This is a genomic window from Ruegeria sp. I3 (assembly GCF_056532525.1).
Genome location: NZ_JBQFNI010000008.1, coordinates 101,926 through 124,649, shown reverse-complemented (window position 1 = coordinate 124,649; position 22,724 = coordinate 101,926). Strand labels below are relative to the sequence as shown.

Annotated in this window: 16 protein-coding genes and 2 tRNA genes; 9 read left to right on the top strand and 9 right to left on the bottom strand. The window is 56.2% G+C overall.

Annotation, left to right across the window (positions count from 1 at the left end; all coding sequences use genetic code 11):
• Window positions 1-68 precede the first annotated feature (68 nt).
• Window positions 69-4,601, bottom strand: coding sequence for a glutamate synthase large subunit (gltB, locus tag ACR0L9_RS18315; protein WP_170515240.1), 4,533 nt, complete (start codon window positions 4,599-4,601; stop codon window positions 69-71).
• 109 nt (window positions 4,602-4,710) lie between these two features.
• On the bottom strand, window positions 4,711-6,144 hold the full coding sequence (locus ACR0L9_RS18310; protein WP_170466699.1) for an NAD(P)-dependent oxidoreductase: 1,434 nt from the start codon (window positions 6,142-6,144) through the stop codon (window positions 4,711-4,713).
• A gap of 228 nt (window positions 6,145-6,372) precedes the next feature.
• Between ACR0L9_RS18310 and ACR0L9_RS18305 the strand changes: the two genes are divergently transcribed.
• Window positions 6,373-7,176 carry an undecaprenyl-diphosphate phosphatase gene (locus tag ACR0L9_RS18305; RefSeq protein WP_480896357.1) on the top strand — a complete coding sequence of 268 codons (804 nt, stop codon included), beginning with the start codon at window positions 6,373-6,375 and terminating at the stop codon, window positions 7,174-7,176.
• On the opposite strand, the gene ACR0L9_RS18300 is transcribed toward ACR0L9_RS18305, so the two are convergent.
• Window positions 7,177-8,160, bottom strand: coding sequence for a complex I NDUFA9 subunit family protein (locus ACR0L9_RS18300; protein ID WP_480896356.1), 984 nt, complete (start codon window positions 8,158-8,160; stop codon window positions 7,177-7,179).
• 198 nt (window positions 8,161-8,358) lie between these two features.
• On the opposite strand from ACR0L9_RS18300, the gene ACR0L9_RS18295 reads away from it, so the two are divergent.
• Both ACR0L9_RS18295 and hmgA read left to right on the top strand, forming a co-directional pair.
• Window positions 8,359-8,445 (top strand) — tRNA-Leu (locus ACR0L9_RS18295).
• A gap of 309 nt (window positions 8,446-8,754) precedes the next feature.
• Window positions 8,755-10,116 (top strand): homogentisate 1,2-dioxygenase, encoded by a 1,362-nt coding sequence (gene hmgA, locus ACR0L9_RS18290; protein ID WP_480887653.1) that lies wholly within the window; start codon window positions 8,755-8,757, stop codon window positions 10,114-10,116.
• An 88-nt stretch (window positions 10,117-10,204) separates the two neighbouring features.
• Here hmgA and ACR0L9_RS18285 read toward each other — a convergent pair.
• Window positions 10,205-10,281, bottom strand: a tRNA-Arg gene (locus tag ACR0L9_RS18285).
• Window positions 10,282-10,395: 114 nt separating this feature from the next.
• Between ACR0L9_RS18285 and ACR0L9_RS18280 the strand changes: the two genes are divergently transcribed.
• Both ACR0L9_RS18280 and ACR0L9_RS18275 read left to right on the top strand, forming a co-directional pair.
• Complete coding sequence (locus tag ACR0L9_RS18280) at window positions 10,396-11,421, top strand: LacI family DNA-binding transcriptional regulator (RefSeq protein WP_170399205.1); 1,026 nt, start codon at window positions 10,396-10,398, stop codon at window positions 11,419-11,421.
• A 6-nt stretch (window positions 11,422-11,427) separates the two neighbouring features.
• Window positions 11,428-12,642 carry a winged helix-turn-helix domain-containing protein gene (locus tag ACR0L9_RS18275; RefSeq protein ID WP_480896355.1) on the top strand — a complete coding sequence of 405 codons (1,215 nt, stop codon included), beginning with the start codon at window positions 11,428-11,430 and terminating at the stop codon, window positions 12,640-12,642.
• On the opposite strand, the gene ACR0L9_RS18270 is transcribed toward ACR0L9_RS18275, so the two are convergent.
• A complete protein-coding gene (locus tag ACR0L9_RS18270; protein WP_480896368.1) occupies window positions 12,635-13,549 on the bottom strand; it encodes a helix-turn-helix transcriptional regulator in 915 nt (304 codons plus the stop codon). The genes ACR0L9_RS18275 and ACR0L9_RS18270 overlap by 8 nt on opposite strands.
• A gap of 163 nt (window positions 13,550-13,712) precedes the next feature.
• Window positions 13,713-14,147, bottom strand: a complete 435-nt coding sequence (hpaR, locus tag ACR0L9_RS18265; protein ID WP_480896354.1) for a homoprotocatechuate degradation operon regulator HpaR — start codon at window positions 14,145-14,147, stop codon at window positions 13,713-13,715.
• Window positions 14,148-14,274: 127 nt separating this feature from the next.
• Between hpaR and ACR0L9_RS18260 the strand changes: the two genes are divergently transcribed.
• Window positions 14,275-15,684 (top strand): pyridoxal phosphate-dependent decarboxylase family protein, encoded by a 1,410-nt coding sequence (locus ACR0L9_RS18260; RefSeq protein ID WP_480896353.1) that lies wholly within the window; start codon window positions 14,275-14,277, stop codon window positions 15,682-15,684.
• Here ACR0L9_RS18260 and ACR0L9_RS18255 read toward each other — a convergent pair.
• Window positions 15,681-16,823, bottom strand: a complete 1,143-nt coding sequence (locus tag ACR0L9_RS18255; protein ID WP_170515402.1) for a DUF3095 domain-containing protein — start codon at window positions 16,821-16,823, stop codon at window positions 15,681-15,683. The two genes, ACR0L9_RS18260 and ACR0L9_RS18255, sit on opposite strands and share 4 nt — an antisense overlap.
• 145 nt (window positions 16,824-16,968) lie before the next feature.
• Between ACR0L9_RS18255 and ACR0L9_RS18250 the strand changes: the two genes are divergently transcribed.
• The 3 genes from ACR0L9_RS18250 to ACR0L9_RS18240 all read left to right on the top strand — a co-directional run bounded on the left by ACR0L9_RS18250 (window position 16,969) and on the right by ACR0L9_RS18240 (window position 20,327).
• Window positions 16,969-18,141, top strand: coding sequence for an MFS transporter (locus ACR0L9_RS18250; protein WP_480896352.1), 1,173 nt, complete (start codon window positions 16,969-16,971; stop codon window positions 18,139-18,141).
• A gap of 15 nt (window positions 18,142-18,156) precedes the next feature.
• Entirely contained in the window at window positions 18,157-19,191 is a 1,035-nt protein-coding gene (locus ACR0L9_RS18245) for a glycosyltransferase family 4 protein (RefSeq protein WP_480616022.1), read from the top strand.
• Between the two features lie 113 nt (window positions 19,192-19,304).
• The gene (locus tag ACR0L9_RS18240; RefSeq protein WP_170408757.1) at window positions 19,305-20,327 is read left to right on the top strand and encodes an aspartate-semialdehyde dehydrogenase; all 1,023 of its coding nucleotides are present in this window, start codon (window positions 19,305-19,307) and stop codon (window positions 20,325-20,327) included.
• 89 nt (window positions 20,328-20,416) lie between these two features.
• Here ACR0L9_RS18240 and ACR0L9_RS18235 read toward each other — a convergent pair whose 3' ends face one another.
• On the bottom strand, window positions 20,417-21,991 hold the full coding sequence (locus ACR0L9_RS18235; protein ID WP_480896351.1) for a hypothetical protein: 1,575 nt from the start codon (window positions 21,989-21,991) through the stop codon (window positions 20,417-20,419).
• 168 nt (window positions 21,992-22,159) lie between these two features.
• Window positions 22,160-22,696 carry an SRPBCC family protein gene (locus ACR0L9_RS18230; RefSeq protein WP_480896350.1) on the bottom strand — a complete coding sequence of 179 codons (537 nt, stop codon included), beginning with the start codon at window positions 22,694-22,696 and terminating at the stop codon, window positions 22,160-22,162.
• Between the last annotated feature and the right edge of the window lie 28 nt (window positions 22,697-22,724).

Genomic DNA, 22,724 nt, shown 5'->3' with positions numbered 1-22,724 from the left:
GCCAGACAAAAGAATACCCGGCGTGTTGGGAACGACACGCCGGGCCAAAGATTTAGATCTCTCAAGACCTATTCTGCAGGAACCGCCGCCACCTCGGTGGTCAGAGGATGACTGAGCTTGTTCAACATCTCTTTTGGGCAAACCTGCAGGAAGTTGGTCTTTTCCACATCCCAATGCTGTAAGATATCAATGGCTTTGCGGCTGTTGGTCTCCGCGACATGGCGCTCGATCATTGCTTTCAGCTGATCTTCCCAATGGTCCACTGTCACCGGACAGGTGACAAGCGTCTCCATATTCATCAGCGCCTCAGCTTTGCCTTCGGGGTCGTACAGATAAGCCATACCACCCGTCATCCCCGCACCAAAGTTGGCACCGATATCGCCGAGAATAACCGCAACGCCGCCGGTCATGTATTCACATCCGTTCGAGCCGCAGCCTTCGATCACCACTCTGGCACCTGAATTTCGCACCGCGAACCGCTCACCTGCGCGGCCTGCTGCAAATAGGTGGCCATCGGTGGCACCGTATAGGACGGTGTTGCCAATGATGGTGTTATATTCCGCCTTGAGCGGGCTCACCTGCGGGGGTCGCACAACAATCATGCCGCCCGAAAGCCCCTTGCCGACATAGTCGTTGGCATCACCCGAGACCTCCAGCTTGAGACCTGGAGCGGCAAAAGCCCCCAGCGACTGGCCCGCCGAACCCTGCAGCTTCACATGCAAGTGATCGTCCTGGAACGTGTTCCGCATGCCGAAATTCTGGACGATGTGGCTTGAGACACGTGTACCCACGGTCCGATGCGTGTTCTGCACCGCGTAAGATAGTTGCATCTTCTCACCGTCTTTCAGGAACCGTGCTGCATCGCGCACAATCTCGGCATCCAGCGTATCCGGCACCGCATTACGATCCTTGTCGCGGTTGTAGACGATATCATGTGCGCCATCGACGGTGATCAACAGCGGGTTGAGGTCCAGATCATCCAGATGCGCCGATCCGCGGCTGACCTGTGCTAGCAGATCAGCACGACCGATGATTTCGTCAATCGAACGTGCGCCGAGGCTAGCCAGCAGTTCTCGCACTTCCTGTGCGTAGAAGGTGATCAGGTTCACCACCTTGTCCGCGTTGCCAGTAAACTTGGCACGCAACGATTCGTCCTGCGTACACACGCCCACCGGACAGGTGTTCGACTGGCACTGACGCACCATAATACAGCCCATTGCGATCAGGGCGGCGGTACCGATGCCGTATTCCTCAGCGCCCATCATCGCGGCCATGACGATGTCACGACCGGTGCGCAGGCCACCATCCGTCCGCAGAGTCACACGGTCGCGCAGGTTGTTCATCGCCAGAACCTGATGGGCTTCGGTCAGGCCCATTTCCCATGGCAGGCCGGCATATTTGATGCTAGTCGCAGGTGAGGCCCCAGTGCCGCCATTGTGACCCGAAATAAGGATAATATCCGCTTTCGCCTTGGCCACACCGGCAGCAATCGTGCCGACGCCCGAGGACGCCACCAGCTTAACCGTCACTTTGCAGCGCGGGTTGATCTGTTTCAGGTCATAGATCAGCTGCGCCAAATCCTCGATCGAGTAGATGTCGTGGTGCGGCGGCGGTGAGATCAAGGTCACGCCCTTGGTAGAATGCCGCAGACGCGCGATCAGGTCTGTGACTTTCATACCCGGCAGCTGACCGCCCTCACCCGGTTTCGCGCCTTGGGCGACCTTGATCTCAAGCTCTTCGCACTGGTTCAGGTATTCGGCGGTCACGCCGAACCGGCCCGAGGCCACCTGTTTGATCTTGGCCGACGGGTTGTCACCATTGGGTTCAGGCACAAAATGCGCCGGGTCTTCACCACCTTCGCCGGAATCCGACTTCGCGCCAATCCGGTTCATCGCCACGTTCAGTGTCTTGTGCGCCTCGGGGCTGAGCGCGCCCAGCGACATGCCTGGAGTGACAAAGCGTTTGCGGATTGAAGTGATCGATTCGACCTCTTCGATCGGCACCGGCTTGCCCAGCGGCTTGAAATCCATCAGATCGCGCAAGTGAATCGGAGGATTGGACTGCATCTTGGCCGAATACTGTTTCCACAGCTCATATGAGGCGCGGTTACAGGCCATTTGCATCATGTGCATTGAGGTTGCTTCCCACGCGTGGGTCTCACCCGATTTACGCGCTTTGTAGAAACCTCCGATGGGCAGAACATCCAGACCGCTGTCCCACGCTTTGGCATGAATTTCTTCGACTTTGGTCTGAATGCCGGTGACACCGATGCCGGAGATACGACTGGTCATACCCGGGAAATACTCGGCCACCATCGCGCGGCTGAGACCCACGGCTTCGAAATTCAGACCACCGCGATAGGACGAGATCACCGAAATACCCATCTTGGCCATGATCTTCAGCAGACCCTGGTCGATGGCTTCGCGATAGCGCGCAACGTTTTCGGTCAGGGTGCCGTCCAGCAGACCACGGTCAATGCGATCAGCCAGTGAGTCTTCGGCCAGATAGGCGTTCACAACAGTCGCGCCACAGCCGATCAGAACCGCAAAGTAATGAGGATCAACACATTCAGCAGACCGCACGTTCAGCGAACAAAAGGTCCGCAAACCCTGACGGGTCAAATGCGAATGCACAGCACTGGTGGCCAGGATCATCGGCATCGCCACACGACCTTGCCCTGAATTCATGTCAGACAGCACCAAGTGACCCGCGCCCGAGCGCACGGCTTCTTCTGCTTCGGCTCTAACACGCGCCAAAGCAGCGCTCAGAGCGCCTCGGCCGGGTTCAAAGCTACAATCGATCTCCGCAAGGGGTGAACCCAGTTGATTGACCAGGGTGTCCCATTGTGCATTGCCGACAAAGGGGCTTTCCAGAACGATGATCTCGGTCTGGCTGCTGTCTTCGTCCAGCACGTTCTTAAGGTTGCCGAACCGCGTCTTCAGCGACATCACACGGTATTCACGCAAACTGTCGATCGGAGGGTTCGTCACCTGGCTGAAGTTCTGCCGGAAAAAGTGGCTGAGCGGGCGGTATTGCTTGGACAGAACAGCCGAGGGCGTATCATCCCCCATCGAAGCCAGCGCCTCTTTGCCGTCCTCTGCCATCGGGGCAAGAATCTGTTCTAGGTCTTCTACAGAATACCCGGCCGCGATCTGACGCTTGCGCAGTTCTTCTCCGGTGAATTTCGGGTGTTCCGTCACGCCCGCAAGTGACTCGTCCAGATCGTTGATCTTGCCGACCCAGTCGCCAAACGGCAGTGCTCGGGCCAGTTTGTCCTTGATCTGCTTGTCGCGGAACAGCTTGCCCTTTTTCATATCGACAGCCAGCATCTGGCCCGGTCCCAGCGCGCCTTTTTCGGTCACGGTGGCCTCATCAATCGGCACCATACCCGCCTCGGACCCCGCGATGACCAGACCATCGCCGGTTACCACATAGCGCATCGGGCGCAGACCGTTCCGATCCAAACCGGCACACACCCAGCGGCCATCCGTCATTGCCAGCGCAGCAGGGCCATCCCAAGGTTCCATCACTGAGTTGCAGTAGGAATACATATCGCGCCAGCTTTGCGGCAGCTCGATAGCTTGCTTGGACCAGCTTTCCGGAACCAGCATGGTTTTCGCCATTGGCGCCGAGCGCCCCGCACGCACCAAAACCTCGAATACCGAGTCTAATGCGGCAGAATCCGACGATCCCCCCGCTATGATCGGTTTGATATCCTCGGCATAGACGCCAAAGCTGTCCGAGGTCATGCGGATCTCGTGGCTTTTCATCCAGTTGATGTTGCCTTTCAGCGTGTTGATCTCACCGTTGTGGGCCAACATACGGAAGGGCTGGGCCAGCCACCATTGCGGGAACGTGTTGGTCGAATAGCGCTGGTGGTAAATGGCAAAAGCGGACTCGAACCGCTCATCCATCAGGTCGGGGTAGAAAACAGCGACCTGCTCGGCCAGCATCATGCCTTTGTAGATGATCGACCGGCAAGACAGCGACGCCAGATATAGCCCCGAGATTCCTGCGGCCAGCGCCGCTTTTTCAATACGGCGACGAATGACATAGAGCTCACGCTCGAATGTCTCTTCATCCACGCCTTTGGAGTTCGAGATCAGAATTTGCTCGATCTCGGGCCGGGTCGCGTTGGCCTTTTCGCCCAGACAGGTCACATCTACCGGCACATGTCGCCAGCCATAAATATAGTAACCCATGCGCAGAACTTCGGTTTCCACTATGGTCCGGCACTGTTCCTGCGCGCCAAAATCCGTGCGGGGCAGGAAAACCTGACCGACAGCAACCAGTTCATCCAAGTTTGGTTCATGACCCGTGCGACGAATCTGATCATAGAAGAATGGGACCGGGATCTGCACATGGATACCTGCGCCATCCCCGGTTTTACCGTCCGCATCCACCGCGCCGCGATGCCAGATTGCCTTTAGCGCATCGATCCCGGCATCCACCACCTTGCGTGACGGCTTACCATCGACGGACACAACAAGGCCCACACCGCACGAGGAATGTTCTTCTTCCTCTGAATAGAGACCGTTTTCTGCCATCCATTTGCGCTTGGCTTCTTCGGCCCGCACCCAATCGGCATCATATTTGGTCATTGGCTGTCTCCTTCTTCCCAAGGGGGCACACAGGCTTTTGTTCATCTGTCGGCGTTCGCTTTCGAACGCATACCCGCTGGGATTTTTCGAATTGCTTTTGCGTTTTGTTTCACTCGGCTGCGATGGCGGATTTGGCGTTAAAACGCTCAATTATGGCATCTGCGCAATCGCGCCCGTCACGGATCGCCCAGACCACCAGCGAAGCACCGCGCACGATGTCGCCGATGGCATAAACGCCCTCCATCTCGGTTGCACCGGTCTGGAACGCAGCTTTGATTGTACCCCAGCGGGTCACAGGCAGATCAGGTTGGCCGAATAAGGTGGGCAGGTCTTCGGGTTCGAATCCAAGCGCCTTGATCACCAGATCGGCCTCTTCGACATAGTCTGCGCCCTCAATCACTTCGGGAGCCTGACGGCCCGAGGCATCGGGCTGGCCCAGACGCATCTTCTGCACCATGACACCGTTTACTTGCTCATCGCCGGTAAAGCCTTTGGGTGCGCTAAGCCATTCGAAGATCACGCCTTCTTCCTCGGCATTCTGGGTCTCGCGCTGCGAGCCCGGCATATTGGCGCGGTCGCGGCGATAGAGGCATTTGACCGACGTCGCACCCTGACGAATCGACGTGCGCACGCAATCCATCGCGGTATCACCCCCGCCGATGACGACCACTTTCTTACCTTCCGCATTCAAGCGGCCATTGTCGAAGTCATCAACCGCATCGCCAAAACTCTTGCGATTCGAGGCTGTCAGAAAATCGATCGCCTTTTCAATCCCACCCAGACCGCTGCCGGGCATGGACAGATCACGGGATTTGTAGACGCCCGTTGCAATAATTACCGCATCATGTTTCGCGTGGATTTCCGCGAATTTCGCGGCGTCCACATCGCAGTTCAGCTCAAATGCAACACCACCATCTGCCAGCAGGTCATTTCGGCGTTGGACGATATCCTTTTCCAGCTTGAAACCGGGAATGCCGTACATCAGCAGCCCCCCCGCACGGTCATAACGATCATAGACCGTGACCTGAATACCCGCCCGGCGCAGCATATCCGCCGCTGCCAATCCTCCGGGACCACCGCCAATGATACCCACGCTTTCGTCGCGCTCGGCACGAGGCTGAACGGGTTTGACCCAGCCTTTGTCCCAGGCTGTATCGGTGATGTATTTCTCGATCGAGCCGATGGTGACCGTACCGTGGCCCGATTGCTCGATCACGCAATTGCCTTCGCACAGACGGTCCTGTGGGCAGATGCGGCCGCAGATTTCAGGGAAAGTGTTGGTAGCCTGGCTTGTTTGATACGCCTCTTCCAACCGCCCGGTTGCCGTCAGGTTCAGCCAATCAGGGATATTGTTGTGCAGCGGACAATGGGACTGGCAATAGGGCACTCCGCACTGGCTGCATCGGCTGGCCTGTTCGGCCGCCTTCTCCGCGGCGTACTCGGCATAGATTTCATCGAAGTCCTCTTTGCGGTCACTGGCGGCACGCTTTTCAGGCATGACACGATCGATCTGCACAAATTTCAGCATCGGTTGCTTGGCCACGGGTCAGACTCCATGAATTGGCTTGGTCAGGGTTCTTTAAGTGAAGTCATTCTGGATGAAAAGTCAACTGTACTGACCTATATTGAGAAAACTGCATCGCTCGATGTTTTTTCAGAGAAATTTGTCGTGTTTTTAGTTCCGATTCGGACCTATCTGGACACTTCACTTTCCCGTTGCCCGCTTATACCCATTGTTCTCAACAAAACGAGCACGGTACCGGCAGAGCAGATGAGCCTTTTTCACTTGATTCTTGTGGCGATCATTCAGGGCGTCACCGAATTCTTGCCTGTATCTTCATCCGGGCACCTGATCCTGCTGCCCCGCCTGACTGGCGCGGATGATCAAGGCCTGGCAATCGATGTCGCCGTCCATGTAGGAACACTTGGCGCGGTTATTCTTTATTTCTGGTCAGATGTGAAACAAGCCCTAGCCGGGATACCCCAAATTATCCGAGGACGAATTGAGACGCCTCAGGCGCGGTTGGCACTGGGCTTGGTCATCGCCACGATTCCGACAGTCATTGCGGGCGGGATCGTGTACCTGACGGGGCTTGAGCAGACTCTACGTTCAGTCGCCGTCATCGGATGGGCGATGCTTGGCTTCGGGTTAGTGCTGTATTGGATGGATCAAAAGGGGGTACAAACCAAACGTAGTTCGGACTGGGGCTTAAAGGACGCAATGATCATGGGGTTGTGGCAGATGTTGGCCTTGATCCCGGGGACTTCACGCTCGGGGATTACGATCACAGGCGCTCGCCAGCTTGGCTATACACGCGAAGATGGTGCGCGGATTGCCATGCTGATGTCGATACCAACGATTGTCGCTTCGGGCGTCCTGCTTTCGGTCGACGTCGTCCGTGAGGCGGACACACAGCTGGCCAAGGACGGCGCGATTGCCGCAGCCTTCGCCTTTGTTTCGGCTCTGATCGCGCTTAACCTGATGATGCGGCTTCTGCGCAGCGTCAGTTTCACACCCTATGTGATCTACCGGATCATCCTCGGAGCAATCCTGCTGGTGATTGCCTATAGCTGATCAGATGCGCAGGTTCTTGGCCGAGTTCTGAATATCGTCATACTGACCCGCGGGGCGGAATTTCCACAGATATTCTGGCAGCACCGACTCCAACGTTGCGGGCTCGATCCCGAGGTCCGAAAAACCTTTAGCGTCATCCGCCACCACATTATCGCGCCGCAGATTCTTAAGTTGGTCACGAGTCAGGATATTGTTCGGAAACAACTGAAAACTGACGAACTTCGCGATATCCAACACACCCGCCATGATTTTCGCCGCCCAGAAAGGCATCCCGATGATGATCCGGCGGCGATGAATTACGTCGAGCATCTGCTGCATCAAGGCGCGGAAACTCTTTACCTCTGGCCCGCCCAGTTCATAAACACCGGCAGACGCTTTGCCCAGAACGCCCTGAACTGCCGCTTGCGCAACATCATCGACATAGACAGGTTGAAATTTCGTTTCCGCCCCAACGAGCGGCAGGAACGGGCTCATCCGTGTCATTCCTGCGAAGCGGTTGAAAAACTGGTCTTCGGTGCCGAAAATGACTGATGGGCGCAGAATGACGGCACCCGGCATGTGTTGCAAAACGCGCGCCTCGCCCTGCGCTTTGGTGCGCGCATATTCGCTGTCGGATTCGGGATCCGCACCGATGGCCGAGATATGAACCATGCGGTCGATACCCTGAGCGGCCGCCAGCCGGGCGATCCGTTCGGCACCTTCGGCCTGCACTGCGTCGAACGCATTCTTGCCCAGCTCATTCAATACGCCTACGCAATTCACCACGGCGTCCACACCATGCATCGCCGCACTGACCGAGACGTCATCACGGATATTGCACAAGATAGGCTCGACCTGACCAACCGCGCCATAGGGTCTGACGAACATCGCTTCATTGGGCCGCCGCACAGCGACGCGGACACGCCAGCCTTCGGCAGCCATACGCCGCGCGATATATCGGCCGACAAAGCCCGATCCACCGTAAATCGTGACGAGTTTCGACATGATGGCGCTCCTGCTGTCTTGGTCTGAATTGATCTAGCGCCCACGAGCCCGTCGAACAAGGCGCAATAACGCCGCGCTTCTCTGAAAATCCGTCGCGTGAACCAAAAGTTGGGGCACGCATCAAAAAACTTTCAAAAACCCCCCCGAATCTGGTTGACGCCCCCTGCCAGTCAGCTTAAACGCCCCTCCACGACACCTGCCCAGGTGGCGGAATTGGTAGACGCGCTAGCTTCAGGTGCTAGTGTCCGTATGGACGTGGAGGTTCGAGTCCTCTCCTGGGCACCAAAATTTCCATAAAATTTGAACCCTGGCACTTCCGGTCACTTGACCGATGTACAATCAGACTGGTTTGGCCTGTCTGAGTCTATTTCTTTGTTTGACCCCGAGAATCGACCCGTAGCTACCGGAATTAACAATCTCTGTTGCACTACCTTTTGCCAGTCGAAGAAGGACATGGTGCAAGGCTATGGCAATTTCCTGCAAATCAAACTCATCTTTTTTGAAGATACCTTCCCGTCACGCTTGTTAGTTACAAAGTCAACTATTACCACACCGATTAAATTCGATCGTATCTGTCCGGAAGGAACGTGCAAAATGAATGAGCCGACCAAGAATGAACGCATGACAGTTGCCCCATCCTTGAAAGGGCCGCACGAAGGGTACATGCCGGGCTTTGGCAACGATTACGAAACTGAAGCGCTTCCTGATGCTCTGCCCCAGGGTATGAACAGCCCGCAGAAATGCAATTACGGCCTCTATGGAGAGCAACTTTCAGGTACTGCGTTCACGGCACCCTCGCACCAGAACGAGCGCACCTGGTGCTATCGTATCCGCCCGTCAGTAAAGCATTCACATCGCTATGAAAAAATCGATGTTCCCTATTGGAAATCAGCGCCAAATGTCGATCCTGACGTTGTCAGCTTGGGACAGTACCGCTGGGATCCGGTGCCCCATACCGGTGAACAGACAACCTGGGTCACGGGCATGCACACCATGACCACTGCCGGGGATGTGAACACTCAGGTCGGGATGGCCAGCCATATCTATATGGTGAATACTTCGATGCAGGATGATTACTTCTTCTCGGCTGACTCCGAGCTGCTGGTGGTGCCGCAAGAGGGCGTTCTGCGATTCTACACCGAATTGGGGATCATCGACCTTGAACCCAAGGAAATCGCTATCATTCCACGCGGCCTTGTCTACCGGGTCGAAGTTGTGGAAGGCCCTGCGCGCGGGTTCGTGTGCGAAAACTACGGCCAGAAATTCGAACTGCCTGGCCGCGGCCCGATCGGCGCCAACTGCATGGCCAACCCGCGTGATTTCAAAGCACCGGTCGCGGCGTTTGAGGACCGCGAAGTGCCCTCAACCGTGACCGTCAAATGGTGCGGCCAGTTTCACCAGACCAAGATCGGTCACAGCCCGCTGGACGTGGTGGCGTGGCATGGCAACTATGCACCCGTCAAATACGACCTGCGTACATATTGCCCGGTCGGAGCCATCCTGTTCGATCATCCGGATCCGTCGATCTTCACCGTTCTGACCGCACCTTCAGGCCAGCCCGGCACCGCCAATATCGACTTTGTTCTGTTCCGCGAGCGCTGGATGGTCATGGAAGATACCTTCCGTCCGCCCTGGTACCACAAGAACATCATGTCCGAACTGATGGGCAATATTTACGGCCAATATGATGCGAAACCGCAGGGCTTTATTCCCGGCGGTATGAGCCTGCACAACATGATGCTGCCCCATGGACCGGATCGCGAAGCCTTTGAAAAAGCATCGAATTCAAACCTGGGGCCAGACAAACTGGAGAACACCATGTCCTTCATGTTCGAAACCCGCTTTCCGCAGCATCTCACAGCGTTCGCCGCCAATGAGGCACCGCTGCAGGACGATTACATCGACTGTTGGAGCGACATCGAAAAGAAATTCGACGGCACACCCGGCAAGAAGTGACGAGGGTATAATTCCTTCGTCTCCCAAAAGGCAGAGAATTAGAACGCTTGATCTGTAACGCATTTAATCGGGTACGTTCAGAAAAGCTTGGCGACCCCGGCAGGATTCGAACCTGCAACCTGCCCCTTAGGAGGGGGCTGCTCTATCCAGTTGAGCCACGGGGCCGCGCGTCGTTTTCTCTAGCGGGGTTTTTTCAGATTGTCATGAGCTTTGCACAACAGTTGAACAATTCGCCCTGTTCACGCTACCATCAGCCAAACAAACAATGCAGGTATCTCGGTGACAACAGAAACAAAACGCCCGCTTACCCTTCGTGATGTCTCGGAAGCGTCCGGAGTATCCGAAATGACCGTTAGCCGGGTGCTACGTAATCGCGGGGATGTGTCGGATGCCACCCGTACCCGTGTTTTGGCCGCCGCAAAAGAGCTGGGATATGTGCCCAACAAGATCGCGGGAGCATTGGCGTCAAGCCGGGTGAATCTTGTCGCTGTGATCATCCCGTCATTGTCAAATATGGTCTTCCCCGAAGTTCTAACCGGTATCAATCAGGTGCTGGAAGATACTGAACTTCAGCCGGTGGTTGGCGTCACGGACTATCTGCCAGAAAAAGAAGAAAAAGTGCTGTACGAGATGCTCTCGTGGCGGCCCTCAGGCGTGATCATTGCCGGGCTGGAGCATACCGAAGCCGCGCGCGCTATGCTGGATTCAGCTGGCATACCGGTGGTCGAGATCATGGATACCGATGGCAAACCGGTGGATGCGATGGTGGGAATCTCTCACCGCCGCGCCGGGCGCGAAATGGCGCAGGCAATCCTGAAGGCGGGCTATGAGCATATCGGGTTTATGGGCACCAAGATGCCGTTGGACCACCGTGCCCGTAAACGGTTCGAAGGGTTCACCGAAGTATTGGGCAAGCACGGGATCGAGATTGAGGACCGTGAATTTTATTCGGGTGGCTCAGCGCTGGCCAAGGGGCGCGAGATGACACAAGCGATGCTGGAACGCTCGCCCGAGTTGGATTTTCTGTATTATTCCAACGATATGATCGGCGCGGGTGGGCTGCTATATTTGCTGGACCAAGGGATCGATGTGCCCGGTCAAATCGGATTGGCCGGATTCAACAATGTGGAGCTGCTGCAGGGACTACCACGCAAGCTGGCCACCATGGATGCCTGCCGGACCGAGATTGGGCGCACCGCGGCCGAGATCATTGCGGCGAAGTTGGCCGATCCGGATTCCGAGGTTGAAACCCGCGTTACCCTGACCCCCAAAATCAGCTATGGCGACACGCTGAAACGGCGATAAATCCCGATGGCGCAGCAACGTCTGGACAACCGCGCGGCGCGGGCGCTGTTCATGGATCGGCACGCGCTTTTGGAACAGCCTACTGGAAGTTCCAAAGGCGATGACTTGTTACAGCTGATCCATCGTTTAGGGTTTGTCCAGCTCGACAGTATCAACACCGTCGCCCGCGCGCATGACATGATACTATATGCGCGTAAGCCCAGCTATCGTTCACGCCACCTCAAGCAGCTCTACGAACGCGACCGCGCACTGTTTGAGCATTGGACGCACGATGCGGCGGTGATTCCAATGGAATTCTATCGCCATTGGCATCTGCGGTTCCTGCGCGATGCCGACATGCTGAAAGCTCGTTGGAAGAACTGGCGGCGTGACGGGTTTGAGCAAAAGTTCGAAACCGTCCTGCAACATATCCGCGACCATGGTCCGGTTGGCTCGTCCGATGTGGGAAAAGACGAGAAAAAGGGATCTGGCGGTTGGTGGGACTGGCATCCATCCAAGACCGCGCTGGAATATCTCTGGCGATCCGGCGCGCTGACCGTGGTTGGACGCGATGGGTTTCAGAAACGCTATGACCTGACAGAGCGGGTTATAGAAACTCAACTTTGCCCCGGCAACTTGCACTGCGACGCAAATGAAACTGTGGATTGGTTGTGTAACGCCGCACTCGACCGGCTGGGGTTCGCCACATCAGGAGAGCTTGCCGCGTTCTGGGATACGGTAAGCGCTGCCGAGGCAAAATCCTGGTGCCAACAGGCTCTAACACAGGGTGAAATCGAAGAGATCTGCGTCGAATGCGCAGACGGACGGGAACGAAAAGTGTTCGCCCGCCCCGGTCTATGTGAACACGCTACAGAGCTGCCCGATGCGCCGGGCCGGATCAGAGTTCTCAGCCCTTTTGACCCTATGTTGCGTGACCGGAACCGGGCCGAGCGGTTGTTCGGATTCCACTATCGGATCGAGGTGTTCGTCCCCGAACCCAAGCGTACCTACGGCTATTATGTCTTTCCGTTGCTTGAGGGGCACCGGTTGATCGGACGCATCGACATGAAGGCCCAGCGAGACCGTGGACTGTTGCAAGTCCGATCCGTATGGCCTGAAAGGTCAGTGCGTTGGTCTGATGCAAGAACCCGCCGCCTGCACGCCGAATTGGACCGTGTACGGCGATTTGCGGAACTTGACGGGGTGGAATTTGAAAAGGATTGGCTGAAAGATCCTAAATAGAACCCAATTTTTCGATCAGGAAACCTTGTTCCTCAATCAGTAGGCGCAGCTCGTTCAGCGAAACATGGGGCGCCCTGCCCGATGTATCTAGCTGCGCATTTGCCCGCCCATACAAAGCCTCGCGACTGGCCAATATGTTCTTGAGCTGCTCCATCGCCTTGGGATTTCCAGCCATCGGGCGTTCGTCGCCTTGGGCGCGCACGCGGTCCATATGCTCGGTCGGTGACGCGCGCAGCCAGATGGTGTGAAACCGGCCAAGCAGGGTAGCATAGGTCGAAGGCTCTGATACGATCCCGCCCGCGACTGCCAGCACGACCCGATCATGCTCTGCAATCACCCGATCCAGCGCCTGCGCTTCCAGATTGCGATACCCTTCTTGCCCGTAGAACGCCATCACTTCAGACATGGGCATGCCGGCCATCTCTTCAATCATGGCTGTGAGTTCAACAAACGGCAGTCTTTGTGCGGCAGCCAGCATAGCGCCAAGAGTTGACTTACCCGCTCCGCGTAACCCAATCAGACAAACCCGATGCGCACGTGCATCCTCATCTGGGTGAGGTTGCAATGCACGCCTGACGCTTTCTTTGACGTCGTCGCTGGCTTGTCGGAAAAGCTCAACTATCTGCAAAGCATCCGAATCCCACGGATCATCTTCACCAATCAACCATTCGGCTTTGTAATCCAGTGCCTGTGCGACACGGTGCAACACGCCGATCGAGATGTTGCCCTCACCCGCCTCAAGCTGCGCCAAATAGCGTGGGGAAACGCCCGAGTTCTCAGACAGGATCCGGCGCGGGATGCCTCGCATTTGACGCGCCCGGCGTACTCGCGCGCCCACTCGTTTGCTCAAATCCTGCTTTGCAATATGTGCAGGCGGTGCCGATTCTGGCGGTTTGGGCCCATCCATCTGCATTGAACCGTTTGTTAAAGGTAAGGATGAGGCTACGACGCGAACCATCAACGGGCAACGAATATTACCTTCTCCGCCCACAATGCTTATCGTTTGGGGCCTTAAACGAGGTCTGAACGACGGCAAACAACTTGGTTAGAGCCTGTTCTGAGCATTGCGCTCAGCCTTCCAGCTGGTGAAGCTCTACTAGAAGGTCCAGCAACTTCTCGTGCTGCTCTGCCCCGAGCAAAGAGCGGGTGTGTTCCGCCAGCTCCAACATTTCCGCCAGATTTGCGTCGATAATTTGCAACCCGTTCTCGCTGATTTCGACAATCTGTCGGCGGCGGTCTTTGGTATCCGGCCGCCTCATGATCAGCTTGCTGTCTTCTAGCTTTTTCAGAATGCGCGTCAGGCTGGGCAACAAGAGGCAAGCGAGCTCGGCGATCTGAGTAGGCTCCTGAGGTCCTTCTTCCTGCAAAACGCGCAGAACGCGCCATTGTTGCTCGGTGACGCCAGCATCCGTTAGCACACCACGAATAGGCCCCATCACCCTTTCCCGAGCGCGCAACAGCGCTATCGGCAATGATCGGGACGTCTGTGGTAAGTTCTTTGACATATGGAATTTTCGCGCAATTCCAAATATTTCGCAATAGAACGTTGGTTGTGGTTGAGTTTCGTTTACTGGACTTTACTTAACTTGTTTAGCATATGATACTGACAAAAAGGCTACCGAGGCGGATAAGATGAAATGGAATGAATTCTCCGATTGGGGCAAGAAGGTTGCCGAGTGGACGCAAGACTATCACCTGAGGGTGGGCGACAAGCCCGTGCGCGCCCGGACCGAGCCGGGCGATATCCTGAACGCTCTGCCCGCGCATCCCCCTGAACAGGGCGAGCCGATCGAGGACATCTTTCATGATTTCGAACAAATCGTGATGCCCGGCATTACCCATTGGCAACACCCTCGGTTCTTCGCCTACTTCAATTCGAACGCCTCGGCCCCGTCTGTTCTGGCCGAGTTCCTGGCCAGCGCCATCGCGCCGCAATGTATGCTGTGGCAGACCTCGCCCGCCGCAACCGAGATGGAAACACGAATGATGGACTGGCTGCGCGAAGCGCTGGACCTGCCCAAAGGTTTTGCCGGGGTCATTCAGGATTCGGCGTCATCTGCGACATTGGCGGCTGTGCTGACCATGCGCGAGAAGGCGATGAACTGGCAGGGCAACACGCTGGGGCTGTTCGGTCAAAAGCCACTGCGCATTTATTGCTCTTCCGAGGTTCATACCTCAATCGACCGCGCAATCTGGGTTGCGGGGATTGGACAGGACAATCTGGTGCGCATCCCCGTGCAAGGTGATTGGCGTGGAATGAACCCCGAGGCGCTTGAAGCAGCGATTCAATCAGATTTAGAGTCTGGTTTCCACCCGGCGGGCGTGATCCTTTGTGTTGGAGGGACCGGAACCGGGGCAACTGATCCAGTGGATCGCTGCCTTGCGATCGCACAGAAATACGGCCTTTATAGCCATGTCGATGCAGCCTGGGCGGGGTCGGCGATGATCTGCCCCGAATATCGTCACTACTGGCCGGGCATCGATCAGGCCGACAGCATTGTATTCAATCCCCATAAGTGGCTGGGCGTGCAATTCGATTGCTGTGCGCATTTCCTGAAAAACCCCGATGATCTGGTCCGCACGCTTGCGATCAGCCCGGAATATCTGAAAACCCACGGCAAGGACGGGATCATCAATTACTCGGAATGGTCGGTGCCATTGGGACGTCGGTTCCGCGCGCTGAAACTGTGGTTCGTCATCCGCACCTATGGGCTGGAGGGGCTGCGCGAACGGCTGCGGAATCACGTCAATTGGTCGCGCGCGCTGCATGACCGTTTAGCAGCAGAACCGGATTTTCGGATCGTGACGCCTCCAATGTGGTCTCTTTGGACCTTCCGATACGAGCCGGATGGGGCCGACGATCTGGATGATCTGAACCTGCGGCTGGTGAATGCAATCAATGATGATGGGCGGATCTACCTGACACAGACCCGCGTGGATGGCGATCTGGTCATCCGCTTTCAGGCCGGTCAGTTTGAAACCACAGAACAGGACGTGATGATGGCCTATGACGTGATCACTGAAATCGCTCGAGGGCTTTAGGCCCTCATTGACGCTGCAGCCTGCGCGTATCCCCCCGAGGCCCCGTCAACAAAATGCACATGGTCGTCGCGCATGGCCGAGGGAACAAAGCAGGTCATCATCGCCTCTTGCTGGGCGTGCATTCCATATCTGATTTTGCCTTTTGTTTGCGCGTCGTCCAGCATCTGAGTGAGCTGTTCCAACGTGCTCGAGTCACAATCCAGCGTCATTTTCAGACCGTCATCAAACTTTCGGAAATCAGCGTTGCGACTGACCATCTCTTTGTAATGCTTGGGTTCGAATTGACCCAGGCGCATCCCGGTTTTGAACAACAAGCCGATCAACATATTCCCGATCATCAAGCGTGTTTTCTGCATCAGAAGATTCCGACCTGCGCGTGAGACATGGGCGTCGATATCGACGCCGGGCGGAGGGAAACTCATCGGAGGTCCTTTGGCCGGAACCGGGTGACCGGCGCGTTCTAGCCCTTCGGCGACGGACAGGATGGATTGGGTCAGGGCGGCGAATTCAGCCTCATTAGACTCTGATGTAGGCTGAATAACCAGTGAAACGATCTGACCAACCCTCGCTGGACTGTTGGACCAACGACAAGATAGGCCGGTCAGATCGGGCTGCGCGTCAGGTCCGGCTGGTTGCACAACAAGTTGCCCGGATTTCATCTGAGCCTCGGCCCAGGCCAGTCCCCCGCCGGTAAACATCGCATAGTCAACGCCGGTGGAAGGCGCAAAGCGAGCAACACGCAGATCACGTCCAGCGGCGCGGATGTCGGCCACCGAAACCAGCGCCGCGCGCAGAGTGATGGCGAATTCCGTTTCGGCCCAGCTTTGCAATGTTGCCAGCGTATCCCGCGCGATCTCGGCATCCTCACCCGATACGGCGAATCCAGCACCATCACCACCGAAGACATACGGAAATATGCGCCCACCCAGCGCATTGATCATGCCTGAAATCACGGCCGCCCCCACCATGTTGACGGTCTTGTACCGGCCCCGCGCGATTTCACCGGTCGAATCTACGATATCGGCGACGCCCAGAACCCATGTCTCTGGCAAAGGTGTGAACTGCGCGGGGTCACTGAGGCTGAGGAAATTGTCCGAAATGGGGACGGAGTCATAAAATACAGAGTCTGAGAGGGTCATAACACACTCGGGAAATCCAAAATCTGCCGTGATGATAGCTCAATTGTGAAGAATGTCCGCCCCAATCGATTCAATCATGGCACTTGTGCCGATCAACGCGGCGTGCAAAGCATCGGGGCGGGGCAGCTAGACAATAGGTCAAGAAATGCAGGCAGGTTTGGTGATCTTGTGTCTGGCCTATGTACTCAGCCAGTTTTTCCGCGCTTTTCTGGCAGTTTTGACTACCGATCTGGGACGCGATATCGGCGCAACACCCGAAGACCTCGCCTTTGCTTCAGGTCTTTGGTTTCTAATCTTTGCGGCGATGCAGATTCCGGTGGGCTGGGCACTGGACCGCGTCGGTCCTCGGCGCAGTTCTGCGGTGCTGCTACTGATCGGCGGGGCTGGCGGGGCTGGCCTGTTCGCGGTCGCAACGACCCCGTTCCATGTGGCGCTCGCCATGGCGCTGATCGGGGTAGGATGCTCGCCGGTTCTGATGGCATCCTACTATATCTTTGCACGAGAGTTTCCACCTGCCAAATTCGCCACGCTCGCCGCCGTGATGCTGGGCGTGGGATCTGTCGGCAATCTGGTCGCCTCATACCCCACGGCGCTGGCGGTCGAGCTGATGGGCTGGCGCGCTACGCTGGCCGGTCTGGCAATTATCTCTGCTGCGGTGGCTGCAGGGATCTGGCTGACGGTGCATGACCCTGAAAAGGTAAAAACCGAGCAAAAAGGATCACTTCTGGACCTGCTGAAAGAACCTGCGCTGTGGACCATTCTGCCGCTCATGCTTGTGTCTTATGCGCCATCGGGTGCGATCCGAGGGCTTTGGGCCGGGCCGTATTTGAATGACGTGTTCGGGCTCAGCACCGCTCAGATCGGGACGGCAACGTTGATCATGGGGGCCGCGATGATCGCGGGAACCTTCGCCTATGGGCCGCTGGACCGTATCCTGGGCACCCGGAAATGGGTGATCCTGGGCGGTAATACCTTGGGAGTCGCAGCACTGGGCCTGCTGTGCCTGTGGATTAACAGCGGCGTTTGGGTCTCGGTGCTGCTGTTGGCGGTGATCGGCTTTCTGGGCGCCAGTTTTCCGGTGATCATGGCCCATGGCCGGGCCTTCGTGCCGCCGCATCTGGTCGGGCGGGGCGTGACCCTGCTGAACCTTTTTGGCGTCGGCGGCGTCGGTCTGGCGCAATTTGCCACCGGGCGCATCCATGCGGCCAGCGCCGGGATCAGCCCCTCAGCACCTTATACGGCGATCTTCGGCTTTTTCGCGGTCACTCTTGCCATTGGCTGCTTGATCTATCTATTCAGTCGGGACAGCGTGGACTGAAACCGGAGACCGCCCGTGCAGGACATTGAGGTGATTGCACCCAATCTGAAGCATTCCCTGTCGGGCGTGACAACGACGGTGATCCGACTGCTGCCAATCCAGCAGAAAATGATCGGCATCCGTGCCACCGGCCCGGGTCTACCTGATGATTTGCCGCATATCAGACTCTGGAAACTTTTGTTTCTGCCCAATCGAAAACGCGTCTGGCATGCACGCCGGAATACCGAGATGTTGATGGGTCTGGTCTTGCGTTCGGTGCTTCGACGCAACTACAAACTGCTATTCACCTCAGCCGCGCAACGTGATCATTCCGGGTTCACCAAGCGGCTGATTTCGAAAATGGACGCGTTGATCGCGACGACGCCTCAGGCCGCTTCCTTTCTGGAGCATCCCGCTACTGTCATCATGCATGGCGTCAACACCGAGCTATTTCACCCCGCCGAGGACAAACACGCCCTGCGCCAAAAGCTTGGCCTGCCAGACGGGTTGTTGATCGGCTGCTTTGGCCGCATCCGCCCTCAGAAAGGGGTCGACTTGTTGGTCGATGCCGCCCTGAAGGTGCTGCCTAATCACCCCGATGCGCATGTGATCTTCACCGGGCGTACCACCAACGAATTTGAGGCGTTTCAGGCTGAGCAGGAGCAAAAGCTGCAGGACGCCGGGCTGGGCAACCGCGTTCATTTTCTAGGTGAGCGCCCCTGGGATGAGATCGTCGAGACCTATCGCGCGCTCGATCTGTTCGTTGCGCCCGCACGGCACGAAGGGTTCGGCCTTACACCGCTTGAAGCGATGGCCTCGGGCGTGCCCGCCATAGCCAGTCACGGGGTCGGAGCGTTCAGTGCGCAAATCAAGGATGGTGAGACCGGAAGACTGGTCGAGAAAGACAATGCCCCTGCACTGGCCGACGCGCTGGAGGATATGGTGCAGGACCGCGCAGCGCTGGCTTCCGCCGGGCAAGTCGCCCGCGCCCATGTCGAACAGAATTTTCGAATCGAAGGCGAAGCGCAGGCGATTATCGAGGTTTATCGATCGTTGCTGAAACAACCCTGAACGGTACTGAACTGTGTCAAATCGGTGTGACGGGGTGAAATAAGCCGAAACCCCTCTTTTTTCTTTGCCGCAACGCGGCTATGAACGCGCGTCCTTAACTTTGGAGACATGAAATGGGCTATCGCGTCGTAGTCGTCGGCGCCACGGGCAACGTGGGCCGCGAAATGCTGAACATCCTGGCGGAACGCCAGTTCCCTGTCGATGAACTTGCTGCTCTGGCAAGCCGTCGTTCGCTGGGTACTGAGGTGACATTTGGCGACAAGACGCTCACTACCAAAGATCTGGACACATTCGATTTCACTGGTTGGGACATGGCGCTGTTTGCCGTGGGTTCCGAGGCCACAAAGGTTTACGCCCCCAAGGCGGCAGCGGCTGGCTGCGTGGTGATCGATAACAGCTCGCTCTATCGCTATGACCCGGACATTCCGCTGATCGTGCCGGAATGTAACCCCGAGGCGATCCACGACTATAAAAACAAAAACATCATTGCCAACCCAAACTGCTCGACCGCGCAGATGGTGGTCGCGCTGAAGCCGCTGCATGACCGTGCACGCATTAAGCGCGTGGTCGTCTCGACCTATCAATCGGTGTCGGGAGCCGGCAAGGAAGGCATGGACGAGCTTTGGGATCAGACCAAGGCCATCTACAACCCGACGACCGAGGTTGAGCCGAAGAAGTTCCAGAAACAGATCGCCTTCAACGTCATCCCTCAAATCGACGTCTTCATGGAAGACGGCTCGACCAAGGAAGAGTGGAAGATGGTTGTCGAGACCAAAAAGATCGTCGATCCGTCGATCAAGGTCACCGCAACCTGCGTTCGCGTTCCGGTATTCGTTGGCCACTCCGAGGCGGTGAATATCGAGTTCGAAGAGTTCCTCGACGAAGACGAAGCCCGCGACATCCTGCGCGAAGCACCGGGCATCATGGTGATCGACAAGCGCGAAGCCGGCGGCTACGTCTCGCCCATCGAATGCGCGGGCGACTTCGCCACCTTCATCAGCCGCATCCGTCAGGATTCGACGGTTGAGAATGGCATCAACCTGTGGTGCGTTTCGGACAACCTGCGCAAAGGCGCGGCATTGAACGCTGTTCAAATTGCAGAATTGCTGGGCCGCGAGGTTCTGAAGAAGGGGTAGATCAGGCTCTTCTGAAAAAAGCAATTGAAACCCCGCCACCAGTGGTGGGGTTTTTCATAGCCGAATTATTGTTCAACAGACTACCTAGCTCACGAGTCCTGTGCAGTCCCGGAGCATCCGTCTGAAAGCCTTGGACCCGGCTTGCGGTTCACCGGCTCTGGGCCGTACAGGTAACCTGTAACGTAGGTACCCATCCAATCCATTTCGGTCGCAAACATAAGTTCAGCGTCATCGTCTATATCAGGGCGGGACCGGCCAATATCTTCAATGACGGTGCCCATCAAACTAAAGCCGAGCTGCTGTAGGTAGTGGGCTGAATAGATGGAATCGTGCAAGTTGTCCAAACACCCGTGACGATAGGTTACAAGTGTCTCATAGACATAAAAATCAGGCAGCCAGTAACCCGTACCGCCGGTGCGCAGGTAGATACGCGGTTGTCCCGACTTACCTGTTTCGCGCCAATGCGCAGAAATCTCGCGCGCATCTTCTCTCAGCATCTCCATGAACTCAGCATATGTATTTGGAGTAATGTACTGATATTCAGCATAAGCACGGTCCAGACCAGGGATCCGGTTTAGTGGCGCCGGGTTTATGCCACCAAAGTAGACAACTGCTATCATTACTGCTTGCCACATCACGATTAATCCCGAAATCAGTGGGCGCGGAGACGGCATTGCCAGAACTATAAGAAGGCCAAGGCCGACCACATAAGGTACAAAAAGCCTAAAACCGAACATCATGTGCTGTCCAGACGCACGGCTCGAATAGATCAGGAACAAAATTACGCTGAAAATCCCGCCTCGAATAATAGCCTTAGATATAGGAGAGTCATGGCCACTGCTTGCGGGCTTCAAAAAGAAGGCGAGTACGGCAAAACCAGAGAGCAGCAAGAAATTCAAAACTGCCGATAGGCTATCGATGGGTGCGCGGCCTCCAAAGGTAAACTTGATGTAGTACGACGTTGGCAGGACGTCTCCATAGTACAGTTTGGCGAAGACCAACCAGCTTGAAGAAATTGCCAAACAAAGAGCCGCCGCAGCCCAGAGTGAAGCACGTCGGAATTCGACCACGGCTACAGTAAGCAAAATTGGGGCGGTAATCAGCACGCTGTCATGTCGTGTCAAAAACATCAGCGCGGCCAAGAAACCAAGCCAGAAAAGGTCTTTTGTATGACTTTCGCCATTTCGATGAACGACGATGAGACGCGATATGAATAGCGTAGCGAAAAAGCTCAGAATTGGTGTTTCAAGCCCACCTACGGTCCACAAAGCCAGAAAAGGCGACATAAGTGCGAACGTATTAAAAAGCAGTAAACGGTAGCCGCTCAGACCAACCTCGCGCTGGGCTAAATACCAAGCTGCCAGAACGATTAGTGGCGATAGAAACCGGTAGCTGTCGACCGGATCCAGGCCGGCATATGCGACAAACGTTTCCAGCAACGCATGAAGTGGTGAAGTGAGTGCAGAAACTTGTTCACCAATATTGTAGACTAGACCATGCCCTGCGGCAGCGTTCATTGCATAACGACCCACTATATAAGCGTCGTCGGCAACAAATCCTCGGTATAGGTAACACACCACAATGAATACGAGAGCACTGACAGCATTTACAGTGCGATCAAAATCGACGGCGTGACGAAGCATGGGTATTTCGATATTGGTCATGATTTGGACTTTTCAGAGCAATTTGGCAAATTGATGACAAATCTCCGCATCAATCTGAAGCCCGAGGCTTTGTAGTGACTATTCTGCCACCTGCAGGCTGCAAGTATCCCGGATACTTGCCAAGAAACTCAAAACACCTCTGGCATTGTCAGCTTAGTTTCAAAGTGATCACCCCTGTCCCTCAACCAGCGTCTTCAAATTCTCCAACCCGCGCTCGTAATCTCCGCCGACCCAATTGTCCATCATTAGGCCCATCCAGCGGGACATGGGGTTCATACCAAGGTCGGATGCGAATCCCCAAGTAACCTGTGTGCCTGATCCTTCGGGCCGCAACTGGAACGAGGCGGTGGCTGTCCCCATCGGGCCAAAATCCAGTGCGGTTTGCACGGACTGATCCGGGGTGCTCTCGGTGATTTCCTGCGAACCGATTCCCACCTGCGGGTTGTCCGAGGCCCAGTTCAGTATGTTTCCAACACCCGCTTCCGGGCCACTATAGCTCAGCTTGGTTTCGGGGTCCCGGGACAGCCAGGGGGACCATTTCTCGGTCTCCTGCATCGAATTCACATAGGGAAAAATCGCCGAGGCTGGTGCGTCGATCGTGATGCTGCGGGACACTTCGGCTTTTCCGGGGAGCAGATAAGACACTCCGACAAGCGCCAGAGTGATCACCAGTAGGGTGACGAGAATACGTTTGATCAATTTCATGAGCTCGATCCGATTCTGAAAACATCAT